Origin of the sequence: Vibrio parahaemolyticus (assembly GCF_900460535.1) — a bacterium.
Taxonomy (GTDB): domain Bacteria; phylum Pseudomonadota; class Gammaproteobacteria; order Enterobacterales; family Vibrionaceae; genus Vibrio; species Vibrio parahaemolyticus.
Map to the genome: position 1 here is coordinate 311424 of NZ_UHIL01000002.1, position 13388 is coordinate 324811.

General features: G+C 46.7%; 8 protein-coding genes. All 8 read right to left on the reverse strand.

The genetic code is table 11. From position 1 onward, the window contains the following. The gene (locus DYB02_RS18345) at positions 1-999 is read right to left on the reverse strand and encodes a hypothetical protein (protein WP_029804610.1); all 999 of its coding nucleotides are present in this window, start codon (positions 997-999) and stop codon (positions 1-3) included. Then, positions 986-1378, reverse strand: coding sequence for a hypothetical protein (locus DYB02_RS18350; RefSeq protein ID WP_029804609.1), 393 nt, complete (start codon positions 1376-1378; stop codon positions 986-988). Before DYB02_RS18350 ends, DYB02_RS18345 begins: the two co-directional genes overlap by 14 nt. Then, entirely contained in the window at positions 1368-2216 is an 849-nt protein-coding gene (locus DYB02_RS18355) for an OmpA family protein (protein ID WP_029804608.1), read from the reverse strand. Before DYB02_RS18355 ends, DYB02_RS18350 begins: the two co-directional genes overlap by 11 nt. Continuing rightward, on the reverse strand, positions 2200-3240 hold the full coding sequence (locus DYB02_RS18360; protein ID WP_005499541.1) for an EscU/YscU/HrcU family type III secretion system export apparatus switch protein: 1041 nt from the start codon (positions 3238-3240) through the stop codon (positions 2200-2202). The genes DYB02_RS18355 and DYB02_RS18360 overlap by 17 nt, the downstream gene beginning before the upstream one ends. An 11-nt stretch (positions 3241-3251) precedes the next feature. Further along, positions 3252-5138, reverse strand: coding sequence for an FHIPEP family type III secretion protein (locus DYB02_RS18365; protein ID WP_029853155.1), 1887 nt, complete (start codon positions 5136-5138; stop codon positions 3252-3254). Then, on the reverse strand, positions 5135-5731 hold the full coding sequence (locus tag DYB02_RS18370) for a hypothetical protein (protein ID WP_021450091.1): 597 nt from the start codon (positions 5729-5731) through the stop codon (positions 5135-5137). Before DYB02_RS18370 ends, DYB02_RS18365 begins: the two co-directional genes overlap by 4 nt. 129 nt (positions 5732-5860) lie before the next feature. Continuing rightward, entirely contained in the window at positions 5861-13102 is a 7242-nt protein-coding gene (locus DYB02_RS25990) for a hypothetical protein (protein ID WP_061064931.1), read from the reverse strand. 1 nt (position 13103) lies between these two features. Further along, positions 13104-13388: a hypothetical protein gene (locus tag DYB02_RS18380; RefSeq protein ID WP_021484590.1), complete on the reverse strand. Its 285-nt coding sequence runs from the start codon at positions 13386-13388 to the stop codon at positions 13104-13106.

Here is a 13388-nt window from a genome sequence, read left to right on the forward strand (position 1 = left end):
TTAAACATCAATCAAATAAACTCGAGTATGCTCTCCGTCAAAGAACACGACTTTATCCTGCGCTATTGACTTAATCACACCCAGTTTTGGCACTTCACTTCCCTCCCAATACCTCTTGCTCTCATCAAAGAGATATCGGCCAGAGTGAGATGAATAAAAAATAGAGTACGGGAACTGATCATCCGGAATGATAATCGCGTTATCTGCTCTTGATTTAACCGAAGCCAACATGTGGCTCAGGCCCGCACCTTTTAAAAGTTCTGACACTTTCGTAGGATCAGAAACATACCAATTGTCGTTCTCATCTCGATAGAAGCTGATGCCGTGTCGGCCCAGCAATGCCATGAAATGATTGTCATCTTCTTTGGTGTCTACCCTGATTTCGTCATATCCATCTTTACGAACAATCTTCATATCTAGGGGTTTACCAGAATATTCAGAAACAACAGCAACATTAAACTGTGACACTTGCTCATATTTGTCACTCGCTAATGGCTTAATAAAATTCTTCCAAGAAGACGGCAAATTCTTTACATCCTCTTTGCCCGTTACATAAAGAACGCCTTCTGAAATATAGCCGCTGCCAATCGCACTAATTCGATCACCAAATTCTTCTCCCTGATGAAAATTGTTTATTCCATACCCCACAATAGCAACGCTAACATGCGCCAATAACGTGACCAAGAGTACCGAACGGTATCGTTTAAAGTAGTAACGTCGAAGATTTGGGTTTCTCTCACCTTTTCGATAAACAAACAGGCATACACCTTTGTATTGAAAAACTCTGTTCTGAACTAGGGACAATGTTTTAGAAGTTTGTTTTAATACCGGACTCCCATTTTCTAGTGCCAGCTCAAAGCTTTCATCAGATTGTAAGTATTCTGGGATCGGAACTGTTTTGTCGTTGTCGCTCTGTTCATTTCCACTGAATACCAAAGTTGACTCAAAAGGAAATGCCACACCTTTTAGGGGACCCTCTACGAATTCAGCTAGCCACATTCTTGGTAATCTCACTCTTCAATTTATTGACTACTGAGACAGTTTCAGACAGAAATTTCAACAACACTTGAGGATGCTCTGGCGCAACTAAGTGACGAACAAAGCAACATCCGTAACTTTTAACCTCTGCGACATAACCATCTCTAGTAAGGTCGAAAGAGCTATTGAGGCGCACTTGCTGTCTTGCTGCCAACTTTTTGACAATCGGTACAATCACTAACATCTGGCCATGTAACCCAATTCGTGCACCATCTTCTACATAGCAATCCATGCCAGAATAGTGACAAGCCAATGATTGATCTGCATTCAGGTTTATGGACTTTCCGTTTGTCAACTGAGCAAACTCACTCATCAGCAATTGAAATTTTCTATTTGCCATTACTTTTTAGCCTTACATCAATTGAAAATCTTCGTTGTTTAACACGTTGTTCCGCTGTCTCTAGCCCATTTTCTACGGTTCCTCGAATTGCTATTGATACGTTTCGAAGCCCTTCTTCAACAAGAAAATCTCTCACCGCCAATGCCCGTCGATCTGCCAGAACTCGGTTTTTGGCATAAGAACCTGAAGAGTCCGCTATGCCATAGATGACTAGTTCTTTTACAGGTAAATTCTTCAACTTTTGAATGAGTTGTAACAATGTTTCCTTTGATGCTTGCGTTAACTCATATTCATTAACTGGAAATAAGTTCTCGAAGACTAACCTTAAATTTCCTTCTCCAATCAGATAAGCGTCTAAACCATCGATGCCGCTATTACCAAAAAGAGGATAACCCTGCCCATTCGTACTATTTCTATCTCCATTTCCAGATGAATGCTTTCCGTTCGAGCGATAATTTCTCGGATCCCACACATTCAAGCCGGTACCCAGACTTTTGTGAGGATCAACCAAATTACTGTACAACCAGTATTCGCCTTCACATGTCCATACCTCTGTTAAACCGTAGGTATTGAGGTTTGCTAAATAATAACGATTGGGTTCTAATGGCTGGTCAATCTCCAAACATGCCTGCTCATGAGGTGAGTTTTCAATATATCCTGGCGCCTGATGTACAATGAAACGAAAGTTATTCGGATCAGAGACATGAGTCACGACCATGTTATAAATATCTGGTTCCCAATCTATGTCGAGAATTAAATTATCTTCTCGAATTGGTCCACTGCATGCAGTCAACAAGCTAGCAAACCCAATAAAAACAAATTTATTTTTTCTTAACATTTTTTTGCCTATTTAAGGTTGATATAATCACGGCGACATCTCTATAAAATTCCTTAGGCAAAAAATCTTCCCCACTTTTCATATTACGATAAAGTGAACGCGCCAATGGAATATTTTCAATAATTGGAATCCCTTGTTCTTCTAAGCGCTTCCTTTCAGATAAAGCAAGCGACTCGGTAGATATTTTTAGAACTACTGGTATTTTTTCTATTTTAGGTTCGTAACTAATAGGCACCAAGATATGCGTCGGGTTAGCCACTGCAAATGTTGGTTTTCTTCCTTTTGTTACAGGAGATTCCATCACCTCTCGCATTCTTCGACGTCTTTCATACTTAATTTCTGGTGAACCTTCTGTTTCTTTCAGTTCATTTTTCATTTCTGTGAATGTCATGCGATTTTTTTGGTGAAAATGATACTTTTCAGCCAAATAGTCTATAGATCCAACACAGACACCATAAACCAAATAGAAAAGAGAAACGGCACCTATTGAATAAAGTAAGTAATAAATAAAGTAAGGATAGTTATTAATTTCATTTAGCTTATATAACTCTGCCCCTAAAACGTCAAAAACATACTTCAATAAAAAAAGCAAAAACAACAGTTCTAAAACTTTACGAGACGAACGTGAAATAGCTTCAACACCAAAAATATTTTTAGCCCCGTTAACTGGGTTAATTTTATCGATCTTAAAACCCAAAGCTTCCGTGCTTATTACAGATTTATTGATCATAACCCACTCAAAAACAGCCATCACTATTTTAAAGAATGCCAAAAATCCAATAGTATAACCTAGTATAGAAAACATGTTATCTATACCCACATTTATGTCTGATTGAATAGCTGAAGAAATCCATTCATTAGTATATTCAAATAGACTGTGTAAGGTGATAACTATAATAATGCAAAAAACAAACAGTTCTAACGTAGGTTCTGCTAATTCTGTTTTCGGAAATTGCCCTTTCTTCTTTAGATCACGCAGTTTTTTTTCTGTCGGGGGGTATTTCTTAGGTTCTGTTGACTCCATTTAAACACCCACTATTGTATGTTAATTACCTCTGAACTAGATATGCAATTGTTGTCTACAATATCACTATGGCTACAAACGATTAGCGTTGACATGACTTGTTGAACAAATGTTTTAACAACGTTAAGTTCATTATCGTTCACAACTAACACAGGTCTATTCTTATGAGATAGAAGTAAACGCTTGATTTCTGATTTTAGTGCTTTCTGGATCTCAATCAGTCTCTCAAAGTCTTCAAACTCACCTGCTACATATCCACTAATTTCCTCAGTCAGTTCAGGACTAAGCAACATTACGTGAACCTTTCCATCACTATTTAATAAGCGAGCGGTAATTTCGTACCTAGCTTGATGTCGAATCCGTGTGAGCCAGTTCCTAGGATCATTTTCAACTCTCGACCAATAAATAAGAGATTCAAAAAAGCTTACTCGGTCCAAATAAAATTCTGGAGAACGAATCATTTGTTTCAGAACATCATGAACACGATTTAAACCAACAGCAGAATCAATTTCACTCTTCATGATTTCACTCTGTGAAGCTAATTCTGCGACAATGTTACAGCTATGTTGTAAATTGTATTTTTCAATGAGTCTCGTTTGAATGAAATAACTAATAATTTCATCCAAGTTTGAACTCAAGTCATCATGCAGATTAAATGTGTCATCATTTAATATTTCCACGATGCCTTCAGCCGAGCTTTGAGAAAATTGGTACGTTTGTATACCCGAAATATACACTGCGATATCAACATCTAAATCAGGATCTACAAGCACCGCTGGTTCACCTAACGCTTGTCCCCAAACTCTCTCTTCAACAGCCTTCAGGCGTTTTTTGATTAGGCTTTGATATTGCCCATCACGAAATACAAATTTTAGAGATTCGAAAACCCCACTTCCTTCTGGCTCAAACTTTACAGCAACACTGTTGTTTCCATTTTTTTTCCAAAGCAATATAGCCATAACAACGCAGAGCACAGCAAGTGGCAAACAGACATACATTAATGTTGGATTTAGTAGGCCAATTAGCATAATCACTACACCAACCACTAAAAGACTCTTCCAGAATGTTCGAATCTGCGCCATCATTTGGCTCATAAACGAACTGGATTCGTCTTCCGAGCCTTTAATACGAGTCAGATAAACACCACATGCCATTGATAACAACAAACTCGGTATCTGTGAAACAAGGCCATCCCCAATCGTAAGTACCGAGAATCGCTTCACGCTCTCCGACAACGACAAATCAAACTGGTTGATGCCCACATAAATTCCACCAAACAAGTTGACAAGGCTGATCAGGATACCAGCAATCGCGTCACCTTTTACGAACTTCATCGCTCCATCTAGTGAGCCAAACAGTTTGTTTTCCGTACCGAGATCAGCACGAAGCTTTTGAGCCTGCTCTCCGGAAATAAGACCACTTTTCAGGTCCCCATCAATGGTCATCTGCTTACCAGGTAAAGCATCTAACGAGAATCGCGCACCTACCTCGGCAACACGTTCACCACCTTTTGTCACAACGAGAAACTGTACAATAGTAATAATGACGAAGATCAAAAGACCCGAGATTAGGTTTCCCCCCATCACGAACTCACCAATCGTCTCAATAACTCGGCCTACATCTTCGTTTGCGATGATGTTTCTTGTCGTAGCAATAGATAACAACAGTCGAAACGTGGTTAAAAGTAATACCATTGTAGGTAAAAATGTGACTTTCAGCGGCTGGTCGTTTTCTAACATGATAATCAACAGCAACGCCGAGCTTACAAAGCTAATCAACAAAAAAAAGTCGATGACCACACCAGGCAGTGTTACCAATATGATTGTTGGTAGCAAAAATGCAATCATCACACTACTTGGATTAAATAGTAGTGTTGAATTACGTAGTTTTGAAATCATATAGACTCCAAGACACCTCTTAACTCTTCAACGATTTTCTGAGTATTAATACTAACCACACTGTCACTATTTTCGATAGTCAGCGCGACCCCATCTGCCATTTCCTGCCTTTGGATCTTCAGTGTTTTAGCTTCATCTTCAAGCTCCGCATGTAACACATCTATTAAATGATTTATCAGGTTTTCACTTTGGCTAAGTTTTGTTAAACGAGAAGATACTGCCAAAGCAATTTGTGTTTTCAGTTCATTTTTTATTTCTGAAACCATGCGTTCTATACCAATGAGCTTTTCGCTTAGAATTTGCTCCGCGCTAAAAAACCAGTCCATCTGTTGGTCAACCCACTCATCAGCTATTTTTTTATATTCTTTAGAAATGCTTTCGTTTAGCTCTCTCTCTTTCTCTTCAATTAATTCTAATATCTGATTTTCAAGCAATCGTTGGTATTCAGTAACTTTGTCTTCCATTGCCATCAACAAAGCACGAGATTCCTGATACATAACTAATTCTGATTTTTTTACTACGTTAGAGCTTCGATTTGACTTAAAGCCTAGACGCGGAATCTCATAATCAGACTTTCTTAACTCTATGTACAAAGGAGCACCTCCAATTCAAATTTATTCAGACTTTATCCACACCAAATATGATTATCAAAGGAAAAAAAAAGACTAAACCTGAGCAAATCTGATTTAGTCTTTTTCAATTTTAAAGAAGCACTATCGCTATTACATCATTTTGAAATTAGATGAATTTGCCACTGGCACCACCATACTCCGTTCGCTATGCGCCCAGATACTTACACTTGAGTTTGAACCAACCAAACCTGAAACCAATGTGGTTTCGTATTCCTTCCTCGTTGTATTCAAATCTCTAATATTATTCAAAATACCTTGAGTGTAGTTTCGAGCATGACCACTCATCATTCCCTGAGTTGTCAACACAGGAGCTGGCATATTTACTTTCCATTTTTTGCCAGAAACAGATCCAACAACCTCTTTAGTTGAACCTTCATTGCGAGCAACTCCAGATGAAGCTGTGCTTTGATTGTCCAATCCTGACTCAAAATTTTGAGCAGAGGAGTTGTCAACTTTTTTCGCAAATCTTAATTCTGGGCCGTCATTCAATTCACCAGTTGCCCATGGAATTTCATCTTTCACATCTTCTGTAACAAGCACAGCTTCTTTGAATTCAATTCCATCTTCAACTTGCGCAGACTGCCAATCAACAAAAGAATCACTGGCTTGAGTCTGAATTGAAGCTTGACCTGACCCCAGATTCACTTTGAGGGTTGAGGTAAATCGCTCACCCAACGGATTGATATCCGTGTCTGTCTCAGCATTTACATGAAATTTAATCTCGCTTCTATGAGTAAAAGAGCTTTCTGAAACCTCTTTTTCTTGGCTAGTTGCAAGATGATTTACTTCATCCACACTCGGTGTCGATTCTGGCGTACCTACACCGGAATCAATGCCTTCCGAGGCATTACCTTGTGCCGAAGTTGGCTCACCGCTAGACGCATCCGCACTTGGTTTCTGCTCTGGCGTTGCCACACCGGAATCAATACCTTCTGAGACATTGCCTTGCGCCGAAGTTGGCTCACCGGTAGATGCATCCGCACTTGGTTTCTCCTCTGGGGTTGCCACATTTGGTTCCACACCCTTCGAGCTGCCAGCTTGTGCTGGTGTACCCGTTTGCAGCGCGTTCCCTTCTGCGTTCACACTGCCCTTCGATGACGGTGCCGTGCTTGCCGATGACGTCGAAGAGGCTGGTATGCGATCGCGCATCTCATAGCCCATCGTCTCACCATTGCTGTCGACGCGTGTTGGACGGTAACCTGGGTTGCCATCAACGCTCGCGTTGCCCGCGCTGGTGATCACTCGAGCTGGCGTCTTCACTTCTGGCCAACGCTTCGCCGGACCCGACGACGCTTGCTCTGACTCTACCGACGGTACGCTCTCTCCACTTTCGTGTGTTGGGGTACTTTCGCCCACAGCATTCTTGTCGTCTGCCGTATTTGGCTCACCCGTTGCCGCGTCCACACTCGGTGTCGATTCTGGCGTACCTACACTGGAATCAATACCTTCCGAGGCATGACCTTGCGCCGAAGTTGGCTCACCACTAAACGCATCCGCGCTTGGTTTCTGCTCTGGCGTTGCCACACCGGAATCAATACCTTCTGAGGCATTACCTTGTGCCGAAGTTGGCTCACCGCTAGACGCATCCGCGCTTGGTTTCTGCTCTGGTGTTGCCACATTTGGCTCCACACCCTTCGAGCTGCCGGCTTGTGCTGGTGTCCCAGTTTGCGGCGCGTTCCCTTCTGCGTTCACACTGCTCTTCGATGACGGTCCCGTGCTTGCCGATGGCGTCGAAGAGGCTGGCACGCGATCGCGCATCTCATAGCCCATCGTCTCACCATTGCTGTCGACGCGTGTTGGACGGTAACCTGGGTTGCCATCGATGCTCGCGTTGCCCGCGCTGGTGATCACTCGAGCTGGCGTCTTCACTTCTGGCCAACGCTTCGCCGGACCCGACGACGCTTGCTCTGGCTCTACCGAAGGGGTGCTTTCGCCCACAGCATTCTTGTCGTCTGCCATGTTTGGCTCACCCGTTGCCGCGTCCACACTCGGTGTCGATTCTGGCGTACCTACACCGGAATCAATGCCTTCTGGGGCATTACCTTGTGCCGAAGTTGGCTCACCTCTAGACGCATCCGCACTTGGTTTCTGCTCTGGCGTGCCTACACTGGAATCAATACCTTCCGAGGCATGACCTTGTGCCGAAGTTGGCTCACCACTAGACGCACCCATACTTGGTTTCTGCTCTGGCGTTGCCACACCGGCATCAATGCCTTCTGAGGCATTGCCTTGTGCCGAAGTTGGCTCACCACTAAACGCATCCGCGCTTGGTTTCTGCTCTGGCGTTGCCACACCGGAATCAATACCTTCTGAGGCATTACCTTGTGCCGAAGTTGGCTCACCACTAGACGCATCCGCACTTGGTTTCTGATCTGGTGTTGCCACATTTGGCTCCACACCCTTCGTGCTATCAGCTTGTGCTGGTGTGCCCGTTTGTGGCGCGTTCCCTTCTGTATTCACACTGCCCTTCGATGACGGTGCCGTGCTTGCCGATGGCGTCGAAGAGGCTGGCACGCGATCGCGCATCTCATAGCCCATCGTCTCACCATTGCTGTCGACGCGTGTTGGACGGTAACCTGGGTTGCCATCAACGCTCGCGTTGCCCGCGCTGGTGATCACTCGAGCTGGCGTCTTCACTTCTGGCCAACGCTTCGCTGGACCCGACGACGCTTGCTCTGACTCTACCGACGGTACGCTCTCTCCACTTTCGTGTGTTGGGGTACTTTCGCCCACAGCACTCTTGTCGTCTGCCGTATTTGGCTCACCCGTTACCGCGTCCATACTCGGTGTCGATTCTGGCGTACCTACACCGGAATCAGTGCCTTCAGGAGCACTACCTTGTGCTGCCGTTGGCTCACCACTAGACGCGTCCACACTCGGTGTCGATTCTGGCGTACTCACACCGGCATCAATGCCTTCTGAGGCATTACCTTGTGCCGAAGTTGGCTCACCACTAGACGCATCCGTACTTGGTTTATGCTCTGGCGTACCTACACCGGAATCAATACCTTCTGATGCATTGCCTTGTGCCGAAGTCGGCTCACCACTAGACGCATCCGCACTTGGTTTCTGCTCTGGTGTTGCCATATTTGGCTCCACACCCTTCGAGCTGCCGGCTTGTGCTGGTGTCCCAGTTTGCGGCGCGTTCCCTTCTGCGTTCACACTGCCCTTCGATGACGGTGCCGTGCTTGCCGATGGCGTCGAAGAGGCTGGCACGCGATCGCGCATCTCATAGCCCATCGTCTCACCATTGCTGTCGACGCGTGTTGGACGGTAACCTGGGTTGCCATCGATGCTCGCGTTGCCCGCGCTGGTGATCACGCGAGCTGGCGTCTTCACTTCTGGCCAACGCTTCGCCGGACCCGACGACGCTTGCTCTGACTCTACCGACGGTACGCTCTCTCCACTTTCGTGTGTTGGGGTACTTTCGCCCACGGCATTCTTGTTGTCTGCCGTATTTGGCTCACCCGTTGCCGCGTCCACACTCGGTGTCGATTCTGGTGTACCTACACCGGAATCAATGCCTTCCGAGGCATTACCTTGTGCCGAAGTCGGCTCACCGGTAGCCCCGTTCGCACTCGGTTTCTGCTCAGGGGTTGCCACACCGGAGTCAATACCTTCAGGAGCACTACCTTGTGCTGCCGTTGGCTCACCACTAGACACATCTGCACTTGGGTTCTGCTCAGGGGTTGCCACACCGGAGTCAATACCTTCTGATGCATTGCCTTGTGCCGAAGTTGGCTCACCACTAGACGCTTCCGCACTTGGTTTCTGCTCTGGCGTTGCCACACCGGAGTCAATACCTTCTGATGCATTGCCTTGTGCCGAAGTTGGCTCACCACTAAACGCATCCGCACTTGGTTTCTGCTCTGGCGTTTCCACACCGGAATCAATACCTTCTGGGGCACTACCTTGTGCCGAAGTTGGCTCACCGCTAGACACATCCGCACTTGGTTTCTGCTCTGGTGTTGCCACATTTGGCTCCACACCCTTCGAGCTGCCAGCTTGTGCTGGTGTGCCCGTTTGCGGCGCGTTCCCTTCTGCGTTCACACTGCCCTTCGATGACGGTCCCGTGCTTGCCGATGGCGTCGAAGAGGCTGGTATGCGATCGCGCATCTCATAGCCCATCGTCTCACCATTGCTGTCGACGCGTGTTGGACGGTAACCTGGGTTGCCATCAACGCTCGCGTTGCCCGCACTGGTGATCACTCGAGCTGGCGTCTTCACTTCTGGCCAACGCTTCGCCGGACCCGACGACGCTTGCTCTGACTCTACCGAAGGGGTGCTTTCGCCCACAGCATTCTTGTCGTCTGCCATGTTTGGCTCACCCGTTGCCGCGTCCACACTCGGTGTCGATGCTGGCGTACCTACACCGGAATCAGTGCCTTCTGGGGCATTGCCTTGTGCCGAAGTCGGCTCACCGGTAGCCCCGTTCGCACTTGGTTTCTGCTCTGGCGTTGCCACACCGGCATCAATGCCTTCTGAGGCATTGCCTTGTGCCGAAGTTGGCTCACCACTAAACGCATCCGCGCTTGGTTTCTGCTCTGGCGTTGCCACATTTGGCTCCACACCCTTCGAGCTGCCAGCTTGTGCTGGTGTCCCCGTTTTCGGCGCGTTCCCTTCTGCGTTCACACTGCCCTTCGATGACGGAACCTTGCTTGCCGATGGCGTCGAAGAGGCTGGCACGCGATCGCGCATCTCATAGCCCATCGTCTCACCATTGCTGTCGACGCGTGTTGGACGGTAACCTGGGTTACCATCAACGCTCGCGTTCCCCGCGCTGGTGATCACTCGAGCTGGAATCTTCACTTCTGGCCAACGCTTCGCCGGCCCCGACGACGCTTGCTCTGGATCTACCGACGGAACGCTCTCTCCACTTTCGTGTGTTGGGGTGCTTTCGCCCGCGGCATTCTTGTTGTCTGCCGTGTTTGGCTCACCCGTTGCCGCGTCCATACTCGGTGTCGATTCTGGCGTACCCACACCGGAATCAATACCTTCCGAGGCATGACCTTGTGCCGAAGTTGGCTCACCGCTAGACACATCCGCACTTGGTTTCTGCTCTGGTGTTGCCACATTTGGCTCCACACCCTTCGAGCTGCCAGCTTGTGCTGGTGTGCCCGTTTGCGGCGCGTTCCCTTCTGCGTTCACACTGCCCTTCGATGACGGTGCCGTGCTTGCCGATGGCGTCGAAGAGGCTGGTATGCGATCGCGCATCTCATAGCCCATCGTCTCACCATTGCTGTCGACGCGTGTTGGACGGTAACCTGGGTTGCCATCGATGCTCGCGTTGCCCGCGCTGGTGATCACTCGAGCTGGAATCTTCACTTCTGGCCAACGCTTCGCCGGACCCGACGACGCTTGCTCTGGATCTACCGACGGAACGCTCTCTCCACTTTCGTGTGTTGGGGTGCTTTCGCCCGCGGCATTCTTGTTGTCTGCCGTGTTTGGCTCACCCGTTGCCGCGTCCATACTCGGTGCCGCTTCTGGCGTACCTACACCGGAATCAATGCCTTCTGAGACATTACCTTGTGCCGAAGTTGGCTCACCGGTAGATGCATCCGCACTTGGTTTCTGCTCTGGTGTTGCCACATTTGCTTCCATACCCTTCGTACTGTCAGCTTGTGCTGGCGTCCCCGTTTGAGTCGCGCTACCTTCTGTATTCACACTGCCCTTCGATGACGGTGCCGTGCTTGGCGATGGCGTCGCAGAGGCTGGCACACGATCGCGCATCTCATAGCCCATCGTCTCACCATTGCTGTCGACGCGTGTTGGACGGTAACCTGGGTTACCATCAACGCTCGCGTTCCCCGCGCTGGTGATCACTCGAGCTGGAATCTTCACTTCTGGCCAACGCTTCGCCGGACCCGACGACGCTTGCTCTGGATCTACCGACGGAACGCTCTCTCCACTTTCGTGTGTTGGGGTGCTTTCGCCCACAGCATTCTTGTCGTCTGCCGTGTTTGGCGTACCTGTAGCGGCATCCGCACTTGGTTTCTGCTCTGGTGTGGCCACATTTGGTTCCACCCCCTTCGTGCTGTCAGCTTGTGCTGGCGTACCCGTTTGAGTCGCGCTCCCTTCTGTATTCACACTGCCCTTCGATGACGGAGCCGTGCTTGGCGATGGCGTCGAAGAGGATGATACGCGATCGCGCATCTCATAGCCCATCGTCTCACCATTACTGTCGACGCGCGTTGGACGGTAACCTGGGTTACCATCAACGCTCGCGTTACCTGAAGTGGTGATAATACGTGCCGGGATCTTAACTTCTGGCCATTTTTTAACTGGTGAAGACGTTACGTTTTCTGTAACAACAGGCGGTAAAGCATCTGCTGTGTCATCAGAGATACCACCTAGATAAGCTTGCAGCCCTCCTTCCAGCGTAACCTTTACTAGTTTGGCCTGACCACTTTGCAAGTGACAACTCTCAAGTGCGCCTAACAAGTTGTCTACGGTATCTTCTGTACCAATATTTGTAGCATGATCGGTCACCTCACTAAATAAGGTGTCAGGACTGATCTCAGAAACATCTACAACCTGTAATTGCCCCATGTTCTGAATAGCTTCATCGAACAACGTTGTAGTTTGCGAAGAAGCGTCTGATTGAGCTGCAGATTCCGCAAATGGTTTATCTTCAGCTTTACTTTCGTCTCTATTATTTGTTTGGTTATTAAAAAAATAATCGCCAACATTGATGTTAAACGTTGGCGAGTAGTAGTTATTTGTTACATTGAAGGAATCGGGCCCATTGCGCTTTAATCCATCAACTTCATCAAAGTGTGTGCGACGTTCCAAGTAACGAGGGAAAATTGATCTCTCTGGAGTACGCTTTAACGCAGTCTCTGGCGTCTCCTTTTCTTTTAGCTTGTCTTTCGGCTCTTCTTCCTTATTTGTTGCATTTTGTCCGAGGAAGAACTCCGAACCACCGTACATTGCTAATGCCGATGCGTTACCAAACAACACAACGAATGCTGTAGGTAATAAACTTAAACCACCAGTAAAAGGAGCCAGCACAGCACCTAACGTTGTAGCACCAGCAATAGCCGCTAAATGAGTTTTGGCTTTTGTTTTGTTATTGTACTTATTAGATTTACAATTAACTTTCTTGTTTTTTGCTGGTTTATTTACATTATTATTTTCGGTTAGTTTCTCTTCACCCTGCTCAAAACAACTATCTTGAGCAGTAACCGCGCTAGGTAAAACATCGTTTGAATTAGCTAGCGCCTCAGAACGAGGTAGGACGCTTGGTGCAGGCGCACTGTTTATAGTTAAATTTGGACTCTGACCCAATTCGCTGATTGAACCAGTATTTTGTATATTAAGGCTATTTATCATATTAAAACCTCATTATTTCCAATAACTGAAGAATATTTCTTCTTACTTCCTCTTGTCTAAAGTTCTGTTCTGAAATAGCTAATGACACATAGCCACCATCCCTTACCAACAAGCCAAAGCAACTCTCTTCAATTGTTTTCAGTTTTTGTAATGTTTCATTGAGGTTGATGACATGCACCAGTTGAAAAAATGGGCAAATAGGGATAATAAAATCATCCAAACAACTTTCAAAAACATACTCTTCATTTTTTTCCAATTGAAGAAGGAATTTTTCAATATACTCCAT